Below are 13,894 nucleotides of genomic sequence, written 5' to 3' on the forward strand. Positions count from 1 at the left end.
TCTAAATGAGCCCGCCGGAGTCACCCGCCATGCTGTCCACCTTCGTGCCTTTCATGCTGTTCGCCTTTGTCGCCTCCATCACCCCCGGCCCGACCAATATCCTGGTGCTCAGCAACAGCGCCCGTTACGGTTTCAAGGCTGCGCTGCCAATCATCATTGGGGCTTGCGTGGGGGCATCGGGGATTGTGCTGCTGGTGGGTTGCGGTGTGGGTCAGTCATTGGTGCAACTGCCCAACGTGCAAACGGCGATGCAGTGGGCCGGTGTGGCTTGGCTGAGTTACCTGGCCTGGCAGATCTTCAGGGCGCCAGCCCAGGCCATCAATGCCGATGACACGCAAAAACCCTTGGGCCTGTTGGGCGCCGCGGCCCTGCAATTGATCAACCCCAAAACCTGGATGATGGCACTGGCGGTGGTCAGTGTGTTCGCTGGCCAGGGTGGGCAGCGCCAGGTGGTGTACCTGTCCCTGATGTTTTTCCTGATCGCCTTGCCCTGCCTCGGCGCCTGGGCTTTATTGGGTGCCGGGTCTAGCCGCCTGTTGCGCTCCCCCAGGACCGTAGGCGCATTCAACCGAGTCATGGCCTTGCTGCTGTTGGGCTCAGCCTGGCTGAGTGTGCTGATCTGAAGGCGAAAAAAAGGGGAAGCCTAAGCCTCCCCTGTTCGGGTGGATGGATGAATTAAAAGTCGTAACGCACGCCGAAGTTGACACCCCATGGCTGGTCGACGGTTTTACCACGTGTATGCTCGAGGTCCGCATGCAGCTTGACGTTCTGAGTCACCGACATCGCCACACCACCGGCCATTTCAATGCGCGAACCGAATACATCGTTGTTGAAGCGCTCGCCGTTTACCGTGACCTTATTGTTGTGGTTGAACTCATGGGCCAACGCAGTACGCAAGTACGGTTGCAACACACCACCGCTGTCCAACTGGATATTCTTGCCCACCGTGACGCCAGCCTTGCCCACGACCGAGGCCGAACGGTCACCTTTGGCGTGCAGGCCATTGTCCAGGTCATAACTCTGGGCCTGGGTGATCGCAGCGTTGAGTTGCCCGTAGGGTTCTACGAAGTAGCCGTCATCCAGTTTGATATGCCGACCCACTTCCACCGAAGCCCCCACCGCGTTCTGGGTGTAGTTGCCCTTGGCTTTTTTGCCGTCGCTCATGCTCACGTTGACTTCGTTGTGCAAGCGGTTGAGCTTGACCACACCGTCGAAATACAGGCCGCTCTCGTCATCGAGCCACGTGGCATAACCGCCCAGGTAGTAGCTGTCGACTGTACCGCCACCGGAGCGGTTGAGGTCGATATCGGAGGTGCTGTGACCGGCCATCACACCGGCCACCCACTGCCCATCGCCGCCGTACAGCGGTGTGTCGATACCCAAGGTAAAGCCGCGCTGGTTCTGCGTGTAGCCGCCACCATCCTGATTGCCGCTGACCTCGTACTTGTTGCCGTAGCCGCGCATCCAGAAACCTTCGTTGTTGCCCTGGCTGAAGCGCAGCTCACCCATGCGGGTACGCAACAAAGTCATCTCGCCGTACAACACTGTGGGCGAGGTGTTGAACAACGCCATCACCGCTTTGGTGCTGTTGCTGGTGCCGCGCCGGTTAGGGTCCAGGTACCAATCGGTGTCTTCCTGCTTGAGCCCGTAACTGTAGGCACCTGCGTCAACCGTTCCGCCGACCAGGGCGAACTGTGCATCACCGCCCTCGGTGCTCACCACGCGAATCGGCTCGGCCGTGGCCAACTCCGACCCCGTGGCCGCCAGCAACAGGCTGTGGTTACCTTCGGCGATGCCATTAACGGCGAGCAAGTCGGTCTGGCCGCTGCCAAAGTCGGTATGCATCACGAACGTGCCTTCGCCCGACAGGCTGTCGACATCCAACCGGTAGAACTCATCAGGCCCACCAAAATGCACGCTGCCGCCCGCCATTTTCAGGTCACCGACTTCGCTGTCACCCACCAGCGCCCAGTGGGAGGCGTTGTTCACGCTTAACTCAGCTACGTTTTTCAACTGGCCGGTCAACCACGAGCCGTTGTTGAGCTGCAACTTCGCGGTGCTGCCCTCCTCGACCACGACGTCACCGAACAAGGTACTGCCGTCGACATTCATGTTGGCGAAGGAGCCACCGGTGACTTCGAGGATATTGCCGTTGCCGCCCTTGAGGGTCGCACCGTTGCGCACATCTATAGTTGCATTAGCCGGTGTACCCGCCTTCGAGCTTTCGACCAGAATGGCTGCGCCCGCTTTTCCTTCCACGTATGAGCCATCAAGGATCAATGCAGCTGGCACGTCGGGGCTGCGGTCCATATCCAGCCGCACGCCATTGAGCTCACCGGTGATGGAGCTATCGATCGCAATGGCTTGACCGAACAGATACAGACCCACGCCATTTTCGCCAGTGCCTGCAACGTCGGTTTGGTAGAGGGCCAACGCGCTGTTACCACCCACACTGACGCCACGCGTGGTGCCGGTGATGCTGCTGTTGAATACAGAGGCAATTGCCCCCTCGTCACTGCCGATCGGACGAGAAACGACCAGGCCAACGCCATTGCTGTGGGTAAGTGTGCTGTTCTTGAGCGACAGCGTCCCGCCACTCATGAACACTGCTGCCGGCTGTGTCGCCCGCGCAGTGATCTCGGCGCCATCAATATTCACGTTCGAATTGAATGCCGTGATGTCTTGAGTTTTGCTGCCCGGATTAACGGTCAAGTTGGCAGACTGGGCACGGATTTGTTTGGTAGTGGCCCCTTCCACGGTGAGACCCGAGCCGGGCCTGAGCTCGAAACTGTCAGGTGGAGGGCCTGGCCGAACTGTTTCATTCGGGCCCGTAACCACGCGGGCTTCGGCCACACTTGACATAAGAACTGCTAATGAAACCGCGTTGGCCTTCAAGGCAAAACTCAACGGCTTGAGCTTAAAATTAAACATTGACGACATCGAAAAACCCTCTGGGTTTGGCATTCCTATTGAAGAAATTGGCCGGTACCTAAGAGCGTGGAACCCTGCCAATCAAGCGGTGCCAAAGTTATCCAGAGTTGTTCCCTATTTATGTAGGATTAATCTTAATACCCCCGAATCAATCTCGATGCGCACGGTGAGAACAAATAAGTTGTCCCTCTATGAACCCTGGGAGCAGCGTGGCTGCTCCCAGGCTGTTTTCGCAACCACGTCAAATCGCTGCGGGTACCGGCGTGTCGTCGCAGTAGGTGGGGGAGGAGCCGGTTTTGACCGAGCGTGCCCGATGCAAAGCGTCGCTCGATGTTAAAGGCCCTGTTGGCAGTTGGATGGTGTAGTTGATCCTTGCTGCCCCCTGGAGCCGTAGGCCTACGTGTGTATGAATCGTCTTCATGAGGGTGGAGAAAGGCGCGTCTAGGGTCACCAAAAACCCCTGCGCGATCATGGAGGCGGTCAACGGAGGGGAGTCTTTGAACCCTACGGATGCAAGCACTGGGTTCGTGCCATCATTATCACTGTAGCCTTGCCAGTTCACCCGGACCACCATGGTCGGCTCAAACAAGTCCGACGGAGGAATACGAACAGTGATACGTCCGTCCATATTCAAAGGCCTGAAGGTAGTACAGTTGATCACGCCTGGATCACCGCCAATTAAATCCAGGTCCTGGACCTCGGGCATGACAAGGGCCTGGACATTGGCCTGTACGTCCACCGAGGTCACCTCAGACTGCTGCCGATTCGTACCGAGGCCCGCGTCGATTGTGTAATGCACCTGTTTCATAGGCGGTGCATTACCGTGCTTGGCGATCAGCGCCCACGGAATCTGCAGCGGCGGGGTGACCGGGGCGCCGGCAACCCCGCCCGTTATCTGGCGAGTGGCGGCGAGTTCACCCTCGTACCACAGCCGGATGAAAAAATCCTCGGCGTCAGGGGTTGGGGCCTCATCCCACAACGTGATATGGGCATTGGCGGGCCGATTGGCGTGCTCCGGCAATAGCTCGTTGTCAGCGCCCTCCACGCCAGCGGCATTTACCCCCTTGATCACCACCGGATCCAGATCGGTGTTCGTCAGGTCCGGAGGATCGGTAGGAGTCGGTCCGACCACGTGCAGATTCAAATTGATGATCGTCGACGGCGCAGCAGGATACGTGACGGATCGACGGCGGATGACGTAAGTGACCGTCAACAGCTCGTCACCTGTCAACGCGCCATAGAGAATTTGCAAAATATGAAGTGGAACAACAATGGGCACTGGAAAGCTCGTACCGTTGCCCAATGCCGTACCCTCGATGGTTTCGGTACGGACGCTGGTCGACAGTATGACGTCAATGACATCACCGTCATTGCCCCGCTGCGGATGGTCATAAGCGGGAATTCTTACAATCATTCCCAGGTCAATGGAGGCGTCAATCCGGTCGAAGCGGTTATCTCCCGGAAACGCCCTGCCGATCAAGGGCTGCTTCAGATTAGCCGGTGCAGGTTGCAAGGCCACATCCAACCGCAAGGAGGAGGAAAGCTGGCTGGGATTGCCCGCGGCGTCCAGTAACTGATATCGAAGCGTGTTAAACGCGTCCGGTCCAGCCGAAACAACACCCTTGGGCAACGGGAACCTAAGGTCCGTCACCGGCCAATCCACCTCGGTAGAGGGAGGATCAGGAGCATATGGGGTATCGGAACCGCCGTAGAACGCCCTCAGCCTGTCACCCGGCGCACGCCCGTGGAGAACATAATCTGGAATTGAAAAAAACAACCGATCATTGGGAGCAGCTGGAAAATCGGCCTCGTCAATGGGCAGTGTCAAGCCTGCCGGTAGGGTAGGCGCTGGCGGAAGACTCGGAGATGATGCGTACGGTGCATCAGTATCGACAATCAAACGCATCTCGGTCGATTCGCTCAAGTTATCCGCACGTCTGATATACACCTCGTACTTGATATCCCAGTGACCTGGCGGACGCCTGCCTCGGGCGATATTTGCAGTTGCATAGGCTTGTGGCAGTGTTGCATCGAAATTAAAAGTGAACGTTAGGAACGGTTCTCCATACTCCGCATCATCTACCGGCTTTATAAACACTCTCACGATATCCTGATCGCCACCACTGTCGCTGTAGTCTTGCCATCGTGGCATTCGCAGTTCCAAATATTCGGACAACGCCTGTTCCCGAGAAAGCAATCCTGGAAAACCTGGAACAAAATCAACTTCTGGCGGATCCAACTGTGAGAAAACAACTGTCGACGGGCTAACAGCAGAGTTTAATCTGGCAAAATAATCACGCGTTTTTTTATTCATCATCGTTCTCCATTAGTGACAATATGGGCGACGAACAACTGCGAAAAATATTCGTTTAACCCTGAATTCATAGAATAAGCGCAACGCTTGAAACGAGAGGCAGAGAGCCAGCCACCGGTAGAATCCAGGCTCTCACACCGAAGGATTCAAGCGCAGATGACTACGCATTACCGGCAGCTGACTCAGGGACAACGTTACCAGATTGAGGCTGGCTTGAGCGCCGCAGAGAGCCAGGCGAGCATTGCAAAGCGGGTCGGCGTGCATCCCTCGACGATCAGTCGCGAGGTTCGCCGCAACAGCACCCAGAATATCTACAAGGCTGTTTCTGCGGCCCATGAAAGTGATGCTCGTCGAGCGGGTGCGCGCAAGTTTTGCAAGCCGGCGACATGGCTCAGCCATCATCTCCCGGTGTGGCTCAAGCATGGCATGAGTCCGGAGCAGATCGCCCAGCGGTTGAAGCAGGAGCAGCCAAGCCGGGCGGTCAGCCATGAGTGGATTTATCGGTTCATTGCCGCCGAACAGCGCGCCGGTGGTGAGCTTTATACCTATCTGCGACATCGCCGAAAGCGCTACCGGAAACGCTATGGAAGCCACGATCGGCGCGGGCAGCTGCGTAATCGCGTGTCAATCAGTGAACGCCCAGCCGAGGTCGAAAGCCGCGAGCGCCTGGGGGACTGGGAGGGCGATACGGTACATGGACTGGGCGGTAACCTGGTGACCCTGGTTGATCGCAAAAGCGGCTATCTGAGCGCCTATCCGGTCAAGCGCAGAACGCGCCGGCAGGTAACGCGGGCGATCAATCTGATGCTTCAGGGCCATGCCGCTCACACGCTGACGCTGGATAACGGAAGGGAGTTTGCCGGGCATGAACGCATCGCGCTACGGAGCCAGTGCCAGGTCTTTTTTGCAGACCCCTATTCATCCTGGCAACGTGGCACCAATGAAAACACCAACGGTCTGCTCCGCCAGTATTTCCCCAAGGGCAGCGACTTCAGCAAGCTGACCGTCGAAGCCGTCAATCGGACAGTAGCGAGGATCAATCTACGCCCGCGCAAGCGCTTGGGCTGGAAGACGCCGTACGAAGTGCATACAGGGGTGAGCGTTGCACTTATGTGTTGAATTCAGGAACCCTATTCGTTTAGTACAGCCATTTGCCGGCTAGAAGCACCTGTGCCCGCCGCTCATTTCAGACGCCCTGCACCGATGTCATCAACTTTTCTTTATCAGGGTGGGCACGCCGTCACTTGAACACTGAATAATGTCGCCTGCCTGGCAGTAACCACCTGCGGGATAAGCCAGGTCAACTCTGAAGCGCCGCAGGATGGATTCGCCGATTTTGCGCCCACCACGCCACACCTCATACCACGCGACAGCAGTACTCTCCTGGCGCAGCGAATACACCACTGGATCGAAAGGCGTCACTGTAAAGTCCAACCCATTGACCAAGTCCGCCGGCGTATCAAATGTCTTGCCTTGAGTAAATCGACTGTCCTCCACCACGGGGTCATCCCAGCCGTTATTGTTATAGCCATGGGTAAAAAATCGAACTTCATCGTTCAAATCAAAATCGCCATGAGCGACAACTTTCCAACTCACGCCGGCGAATATCTCTGGGGATGAGCAACAGGTGAGAAACGTACCCGTGCTACCCACCAGCGTGTGCTGAATAATCGGAGTAGGAAAGCTGAGCAGCGGCCCGGTATGAACATCGACTTCAGTATGTCGGGACTGTTGCTGGTTAATCCCATTATCGGTGGTGTAATGCACAGGCAACGAAGCGTTAATAGTGCCCTCCATCACCGCCCATGGAATAACACTGGAGAATACTAATTGGCCGGCGACTTCCCCGACTTGAACTGTCTTGGTAGCCACAGGCCCTATACCATTCCAAAAGAATCTCAATACCTGGCCTGGCTGTGGGTCGTCATAGAGAAACACCCGGGCACGGGCGCCTACATCCTTGTCGCGAAGGTCAACCAGATTGGCCTCATCTGACACCAGGCCACGTACTTCAGCCAACGGTAGATCGGGGTTTAGCAGTGCGGGCGCACCCGCATGGTCTTGCCCGGCAACCGTGAAATCCTGGCTGATACGACGCCGGTATGACGGGTAGATCGTCAGACCGCGGATGATTTCGTAACGTATCCGGATCTCTTCTGCCACCAGGACTGGGGATGGCCCCCGCATAGTGGCCCAGGGAACCGGTACCTGTGTTACGACGCCGTCGAACACCGGCACATCTGCGAGCGGCCGCTCGTCCCAAAAAGCCCGGGCGTGATCTCCGGCGGCCCAATTGATATAGGGGTCAATCAGCAGCACCACCGCGGCCCGGGCGTCGTCGCGCTTGATGATATTGTCATCGTAGGCCGGCGGCATGATAGTGGGTGCAGGCAGCGGTACATCTGGACCTGCTATCAGATCGAGTGAAAACGGTAAACCGGCACTACGCGTACTGAAATTCCCGGCCTCGTCGAACACTTGATAAAAGATATAGGCTGGGCCGTTATTCAGGCGACGAAACGCAGCCGCTGGCAACTCACAGACCAGCGGGTCTGAAACATCTACCAGTACATAGTCGCCGTCCGGCGCAGCAGCAGCTGGGTTCGGACTATTGGATAGCACCATTTCGATACGATCATTTCGCTCACGCCCCCGATAAGGCGGAATATTGAAGCGCACCGGGTCATTGCTCGCCAAATAGGCTTCATCAACACCTGTGACGGGTGGATTCACGAAGCTGAGTTGGTCATCAGGCCGGAGCAATTCCGGGGATTCCAAATCAATGGTCAACGTGACCTTTGGATCAAGCTCGCTGCGTTGTCCCTCGGAATCGATCACGCGATAAAACAGTTTCACAGTGCCTGAACGCTCTCTGAGCATGGCTAATGGCACGTGCATTGGCACAAACGCAGGCAGAGGTGGAGGTGGGGCATCGATAAGCTTCAGATCAGCCTGCCTTTCAATACCGTCTCGCTCCCAGAGAAGTTGCACCCGGTGGGGTGTATCCAATGGTTCAGGCGCCGGGAGCCACATAGGTATCCTGACCAACAGAGGCGCAAGAGTCAGTGAGACCGGTACGAGACCGTTTGGGTCAAGAGGATCGACACCTGGGATGTCCATCGGGTCTAGCGCAAGTACACCGCCACTGGTCGCTTCAGGAAGGTGACTCACTTTTGAGATGGACATGTTCTTTCCTCTTTTAATTTTAACGGCGGGTTCACAGAACCGTCCTCCCCCGTCAAGTTATGGAAAAGTAAACGCCAAACCGTCCTTTCTGGGTACTGTCAGATCTAACAGGTTGCGAGTGCCATTCGTCAGTTGTCTCGAGCTTGCCGCGTCTGAATGTCGAAGATTAACTTGACGGTTTCTTATACTTGGTGTTTTCTGAAACCGGTTTCAGCGTCTCTCCCAACTCCAATAAGAAAGGCTTTAGCGTGACTCCATTCTCCGCCGCCCAGCGCAGCCGCGTGACCATGCAGGACGTCGCCCAGCGCGCCGGAGTATCCAAAGCCAGCGTGTCGCGCTTTATCGGCGATGACCGCGCCCTGCTCTCCGATGCCATCGCCCTGCGCATCGAACAGGCCATCGACGAACTCGGTTATCGCCCCAACCAGATGGCCCGCGGTCTCAAACGTGGACGCACGCGCCTGATCGGTATGCTGGTGGCTGATATCCGCAACCCTTATTCCATCGCGGTGATGCACGGCGTCGAAACCGCCTGCCGCCAGCACGGTTACAGCCTGGTAGTGTGCAACACCGACCGCGATGACGAGCAGGAGCGCCAACATCTGGCCGCGTTGCGCTCGTACAACATCGAAGGCTTGATCGTGAATACCCTGGGCCATCACCTCGACCAACTGCTCGAACTGCAACGGGAAATGCCCCTGGTGCTGGTGGACCGCAAGGTCGAACCGCTGCACAGCGACCTGGTCGGCCTGGATAACCCGGCGGCGGTGCGCATGGCGGTGGAACACCTGGAGCAACAGGGTTACCGCGACGTGCTGCTGGTAAGCGAGACCACCGATGGCACCAGTTCACGTTTGGAGCGTCTGGAAAGTTTCAACACCGAAATTGCCAAGCGCCCGGCGTTGAAAGGTGCCGTGGTTGAACTGGACGGTGAACTGGAAAACCGTCTGCAAGCCTTTCTCGCCAAACCCGGCCCCAAGGCATTGTTTTGCGCCAACGGCGTGGCAGCACTGGCCTGCACCCGTGCACTCAAGGCCCTGGGTTGCGAGCTGTTCGGCGACGTGGGCTTGATCGCCCTGGATGACCTGGACTGGTACCCGCTGGTAGGTAGCGGCATCACCGCCCTCGCCCAACCGACGCAAGCAATTGGCGCCAGCGCCTTTGACTGTTTGCTCAAGCGCCTGCGCGGCGATACCGCCCCCACGCGCACCCTGGATTTTTTACCGGAGCTGATTATCCGTGGCTCGACACACTCCCCTGTGGGAGCGGGCTTGCTCGCGAACGCGATAGATCAGCCACTCTTGCGCTGACTGACACACCGCCTTCGCGAGCAAGCCCGCTCCCACATTTTGTTTTGCGTATAAAAATGAAACCGGTTTCAGAGGTAAACAACAATGCATAAATACCCCGTCTCCATCAGCCTTTCCAGCTACGGCGCCGACCTGGTTCGCCAGCAGGGCCAATTGAGTTTTGTCGCGCTGCTGAGCGCCGCTGGTGCCCAGCGCATTGAATGGCGCGAAGAATTGCTCACCACCGAGCAACCGGCCGAGCTGGCCCTGGCCGCTGCAGAACAAGGCCTGGAATCAGTATTTTCCTCGCCCTTGGAGCTGTGGGTCGCCGGCCGTGCCCAGCCCAATGCCGAGCTGGCCGCCACGCTGGACCGCGCCCAGGCCTTTGGCTCGGGCTGGCTGAAGGTCTCGCTCGGTTACTTCACCGACACAAACGACCTGGAAAGCCTGCACGCCCTGCTCAACCGCCACCCGGTCAAGCTGCTGGTGGAAAACGACCAGACCCTGCACGGTGGGCGCATTGAACCGATGCAACGGTTTTTCACTGAAGTCGAACGTCTCGGCCTGCCGGTGAAAATGACCTTCGACATCGGCAACTGGCAGTGGCAAGACCAATCCGCGCTCACCGCCGCGCGGTTGCTGGGTCGGCATGTGGATTACCTGCACTGCAAGGCCGTGGCCCGCCGCGCCGATGGCAGGCTCGTCGCCTTGCCGCCGGGCGCCACCGACGTGCATCTGTGGGAACAACTGCTCAAACACATGACTCAAGGTATTACCCGCGCGGTGGAATTTCCGTTGCAGGGCGATGACCTGATCGAGGTTACCGCACAACAGGTCGCGACCCTGGCCCGCCTTGGCCAACCCCATGTGGAGAACGCCCATGTCTGAGATCGATATCCTCTCGTTTGGCGAAACCATGGCGATGTTTGTCGCCGAACAGACCGGCGACCTGGCCCAGGTCGGGCAGTTTCACAAACGCATTGCCGGCGCCGACAGCAACGTCGCCATCGGCCTGTCGCGCCTGGGGTTCAACGTGGCCTGGCTGAGCCGCGTGGGCAACGATTCCCTCGGACGTTTTGTGGTCGATACCCTGACCAAAGAGGGGCTCGATTGCCGCCATGTGGCCGTCGACCCGCTGCACCCTACCGGCTTTCAACTCAAATCCCGGGAAGAGGCCGGCGCAGATCCTCAAGTGGAGTACTTTCGCAGAGGCTCGGCGGCCAGCCACTTGTCCATCGAGGCCATCCACCCAACGCTGCTGCAAGCCCGCCATCTACACGCCACCGGCATTCCACCAGCACTGTCCGATGCCACTCGCGCACTGTCGTTCGAGCTGATGGCGCAAATGCGCAAGGCCGGGCGCAGTGTGTCGTTCGACCCGAACCTGCGCCCGTCCCTGTGGGCCAGCCAGGCGCAGATGATCCGCGAGATCAATGCGCTTGCCGCTTTGGCCGACTGGGTCCTGCCGGGCCTGGGCGAAGGTCGCCTGCTCACTGGTTTCGACGACCCGCAAGACATCGCCGCGTTCTATCTCGACCAGGGCGCCGAAGCCGTGGCGATCAAACTCGGTTCGGAGGGCGCCTATTACCGCACTCATATGGACCAGGGTTTTGTCGCCGCCGTACCGGTAGCCAAGGTGGTGGATACCGTGGGTGCCGGCGATGGCTTTGCCGTGGGCATGATCAGCGCCCTGCTGGAAAACTCAAGCTTCCCCGAGGCGGTCCAGCGCGCTAACTGGATCGGCAGCCGCGCTGTGCAGAGCCGTGGCGACATGGAGGGTTTGCCGACCCGCGCCGAATTACCCACTCGATCCGTTGCGTGACCCATTACCTGTTGCCACAACTACAACAAGCTCAGGAGCAACCCCATGGAAACCGTGAAACTCGCCACCCGTCGCTGGTGGTACATCATGCCTATCGTGTTTATCACCTACAGCCTGGCCTATCTGGACCGCGCCAACTACGGCTTCGCCGCCGCCTCCGGGATGGCCGAGGACCTGATGATCACGCCGGGCATGTCCTCCCTGCTCGGCGCGCTGTTTTTCCTCGGCTACTTTTTCTTCCAGGTGCCGGGGGCGATCTATGCGCAAAAGCGCAGCGTCAAGAAACTGATCTTCGTCAGCCTGATTCTGTGGGGCGGCTTGGCGACGCTGACCGGCGTGGTGTCCAACGCCTACATGCTGATCGTCATCCGCTTCATGCTCGGGGTGGTCGAGGCGGCCGTGATGCCGGCCATGCTGGTGTACCTGTGCCACTGGTTCACCCGTGCCGAACGCTCGCGGGCCAACACTTTCCTGATCCTTGGCAACCCGGTGACCATGCTGTGGATGTCGGTGGTGTCGGGCTACCTGGTGCAGCATTTCAGTTGGCGCTGGATGTTCATCATCGAGGGCCTGCCGGCGGTGTTGTGGGCGTTTATCTGGTGGAAGCTGGCCGATGAGCGTCCCAAGGATGCCAAGTGGCTGAGCGATGCCGAAAAGCACAGCCTGGAAACCGCCCTCGCCGCCGAGCAGGTGGGGATCAAGGCCGTGAAGAACTACGCCGAGGCGTTCCGTTCGCCCAAGGTGATCATTCTCGCCCTGCAGTTTTTTTGCTGGAGCATTGGCGTGTATGGCTTCGTACTGTGGCTGCCATCGATCCTCAAGGCCGGTTTGCAGATGGACATGGTCGAAGCCGGCTGGCTCTCGGCCCTGCCCTACCTGGCGGCGGTGATTGGCATGCTCGTGGTGTCCTGGGGTTCGGACAAGCTGCAGAAACGTAAGCGTTTTGTCTGGCCGCCGCTATTGATTGCGTCGATTGCTTTCTACGCGTCCTACGTGCTGGGCGCCGAACACTTCTGGTGGTCCTACACCCTGCTGGTGATCGCCGGGGCCTGCATGTATGCACCCTACGGCCCGTTTTTCGCCATCGTCCCGGAAATCCTGCCGGCCAACGTCGCCGGTGGCGCCATGGCACTGATCAACAGCATGGGCGCCTTGGGCTCGTTCGGTGGCTCGTATCTGGTGGGTTACCTCAACAGCAGCACCGGCTCGCCCGGCGCTTCGTACCTGCTGATGAGCGGCGCGCTGCTGCTTTCGGTGGTGCTGACGATTTTCCTCAAGCCCGGCGCCAGTGACCGCTCGCCGGCGCCAACCCTGGAGTTGAAGGTAAAGACCTCATGAAAAAGTCCGTTGTGTTGTACAAGAAACTGTCCGCGCCGCTGATGGCCCGCCTGCATGAGCAGGCCGAGGTCACGCTGATTGATGCACTGGATGAGACCGGCCTGGCCAAACTGCGCGATGCACTGCCCACTGCCCATGGCCTGTTGGGTGCAAGCCTGCGCCTGGACGCCCGATTGCTCGACCTGGCACCCAAGCTGGAAGCAGTAGCCAGCGTCTCGGTGGGCGTCGACAACTACGATATCGATTACCTGACCCAACGCGGCATCCTGCTCAGCAACACCCCGGATGTGCTCACCGAAACCACCGCCGACACCGGCTTTGCGCTGATCCTGGCTACCGCCCGGCGCGTGGTGGAACTGGCCGACATGGTACGCGCCGGGCAATGGAACAAAAACATCGGCCCGGCGCATTTTGGCAGTGATGTACATGGCAAGACCCTCGGCATCATCGGCATGGGCCGCATCGGCGAAGCCCTGGCCCAGCGCGGGCATTTTGGCTTCGGCATGCCGGTGATCTACCACAGCCATTCGCCCAAGCCGGCGGTTGAAGCGCGCTTTGGCGCGCAGTACCGAAGCCTCAAGGACTTGCTCAAAGAAGCGGATTTTGTCTGCCTGACGTTGCCGTTGACCGCTGAGACCGAGAAGTTGATTGGCGCCGAGGAGTTTGCGCTGATGGGGCCAGAGACGATCTTTATCAATATCTCCCGAGGCAAGGTGGTGGATGAGGCAGCACTGGTGCAAGCATTGCAGCAACGCACTATCCGCGCGGCGGGGTTGGATGTGTTTGAGAAGGAGCCGCTGGATCACGCGTCGCCGTTGTTGCGGTTGAACAATGTGGTGGCTACGCCGCATATCGGCTCGGCCACCCATGAGACGCGGGAGGCGATGGCCAAGTGTGCGGTGGAGAATCTGTTGGCGGCACTGGCTGGCGAAAAGCCGGTAAACCTGGTGAATCCAGGGGCATGGCGGCACTGACACAACACAAGAGCAAAGGTGGAAGCTGGCTTGCCTGCGA

General features: G+C 58.7%; 10 protein-coding genes. 7 read left to right on the forward strand and 3 right to left on the reverse strand.

Features of this window, described 5'->3' with window-relative positions; translation table 11 throughout:
• The first annotated feature begins 29 nt into the window (after positions 1 to 29).
• The gene (locus AB4P90_RS16300) at positions 30 to 623 is read left to right on the forward strand and encodes a LysE family translocator (protein ID WP_014718718.1); all 594 of its coding nucleotides are present in this window, start codon (positions 30 to 32) and stop codon (positions 621 to 623) included.
• Positions 624 to 675: 52 nt separating this feature from the next.
• Here the strand turns inward: AB4P90_RS16300 and AB4P90_RS16305 are convergent, their stop codons facing one another.
• Positions 676 to 2,940, reverse strand: coding sequence for an autotransporter outer membrane beta-barrel domain-containing protein (locus tag AB4P90_RS16305; protein WP_073453622.1), 2,265 nt, complete (start codon positions 2,938 to 2,940; stop codon positions 676 to 678).
• Between the two features lie 232 nt (positions 2,941 to 3,172).
• Positions 3,173 to 5,245 (reverse strand): hypothetical protein, encoded by a 2,073-nt coding sequence (locus tag AB4P90_RS16310; protein ID WP_259639091.1) that lies wholly within the window; start codon positions 5,243 to 5,245, stop codon positions 3,173 to 3,175.
• Positions 5,246 to 5,401: 156 nt separating this feature from the next.
• On the opposite strand from AB4P90_RS16310, the gene AB4P90_RS16315 reads away from it, so the two are divergent.
• Positions 5,402 to 6,364, forward strand: a complete 963-nt coding sequence (locus tag AB4P90_RS16315; RefSeq protein WP_004577240.1) for an IS30-like element ISPpu17 family transposase — start codon at positions 5,402 to 5,404, stop codon at positions 6,362 to 6,364.
• Between the two features lie 90 nt (positions 6,365 to 6,454).
• Here AB4P90_RS16315 and AB4P90_RS16320 read toward each other — a convergent pair whose 3' ends face one another.
• Complete coding sequence (locus AB4P90_RS16320) at positions 6,455 to 8,431, reverse strand: hypothetical protein (RefSeq protein ID WP_073453618.1); 1,977 nt, start codon at positions 8,429 to 8,431, stop codon at positions 6,455 to 6,457.
• A gap of 248 nt (positions 8,432 to 8,679) precedes the next feature.
• Between AB4P90_RS16320 and AB4P90_RS16325 the strand changes: the two genes are divergently transcribed.
• The 5 genes from AB4P90_RS16325 to AB4P90_RS16345 all read left to right on the forward strand — a co-directional run bounded on the left by AB4P90_RS16325 (position 8,680) and on the right by AB4P90_RS16345 (position 13,854).
• Positions 8,680 to 9,741 carry a LacI family DNA-binding transcriptional regulator gene (locus AB4P90_RS16325; protein WP_019816850.1) on the forward strand — a complete coding sequence of 354 codons (1,062 nt, stop codon included), beginning with the start codon at positions 8,680 to 8,682 and terminating at the stop codon, positions 9,739 to 9,741.
• Between the two features lie 84 nt (positions 9,742 to 9,825).
• Positions 9,826 to 10,608 (forward strand): sugar phosphate isomerase/epimerase, encoded by a 783-nt coding sequence (locus tag AB4P90_RS16330; RefSeq protein WP_072434070.1) that lies wholly within the window; start codon positions 9,826 to 9,828, stop codon positions 10,606 to 10,608.
• Positions 10,601 to 11,542 carry a sugar kinase gene (locus AB4P90_RS16335; RefSeq protein WP_014718724.1) on the forward strand — a complete coding sequence of 314 codons (942 nt, stop codon included), beginning with the start codon at positions 10,601 to 10,603 and terminating at the stop codon, positions 11,540 to 11,542. The genes AB4P90_RS16330 and AB4P90_RS16335 overlap by 8 nt, the downstream gene beginning before the upstream one ends.
• A 45-nt stretch (positions 11,543 to 11,587) precedes the next feature.
• On the forward strand, positions 11,588 to 12,880 hold the full coding sequence (locus tag AB4P90_RS16340) for an MFS transporter (RefSeq protein ID WP_014718725.1): 1,293 nt from the start codon (positions 11,588 to 11,590) through the stop codon (positions 12,878 to 12,880).
• Positions 12,877 to 13,854, forward strand: coding sequence for a bifunctional glyoxylate/hydroxypyruvate reductase B (locus tag AB4P90_RS16345; RefSeq protein WP_020301100.1), 978 nt, complete (start codon positions 12,877 to 12,879; stop codon positions 13,852 to 13,854). The genes AB4P90_RS16340 and AB4P90_RS16345 overlap by 4 nt, the downstream gene beginning before the upstream one ends.
• Positions 13,855 to 13,894 lie beyond the last annotated feature (40 nt).

The organism is Pseudomonas sp. B16120 (genome assembly GCF_044218845.1).
In the GTDB taxonomy this organism is placed as follows: Bacteria; Pseudomonadota; Gammaproteobacteria; order Pseudomonadales; family Pseudomonadaceae; genus Aquipseudomonas; species Aquipseudomonas paracarnis.

Coding starts and splice junctions, on each gene's coding strand:
- AB4P90_RS16310 (WP_259639091.1), bottom strand. CDS start 5,245: ATGAATAAAAAAACGCGTGATTATTTTGCCAGATTAAACTCTGCTGTT.
- AB4P90_RS16300 (WP_014718718.1), top strand. CDS start 30: ATGCTGTCCACCTTCGTGCCTTTCATGCTGTTCGCCTTTGTCGCCTCC.
- AB4P90_RS16345 (WP_020301100.1), top strand. CDS start 12,877: ATGAAAAAGTCCGTTGTGTTGTACAAGAAACTGTCCGCGCCGCTGATG.
- AB4P90_RS16335 (WP_014718724.1), top strand. CDS start 10,601: ATGTCTGAGATCGATATCCTCTCGTTTGGCGAAACCATGGCGATGTTT.
- AB4P90_RS16320 (WP_073453618.1), bottom strand. CDS start 8,431: ATGTCCATCTCAAAAGTGAGTCACCTTCCTGAAGCGACCAGTGGCGGT.
- AB4P90_RS16305 (WP_073453622.1), bottom strand. CDS start 2,940: ATGTCGTCAATGTTTAATTTTAAGCTCAAGCCGTTGAGTTTTGCCTTG.
- AB4P90_RS16340 (WP_014718725.1), top strand. CDS start 11,588: ATGGAAACCGTGAAACTCGCCACCCGTCGCTGGTGGTACATCATGCCT.
- AB4P90_RS16315 (WP_004577240.1), top strand. CDS start 5,402: ATGACTACGCATTACCGGCAGCTGACTCAGGGACAACGTTACCAGATT.
- AB4P90_RS16330 (WP_072434070.1), top strand. CDS start 9,826: ATGCATAAATACCCCGTCTCCATCAGCCTTTCCAGCTACGGCGCCGAC.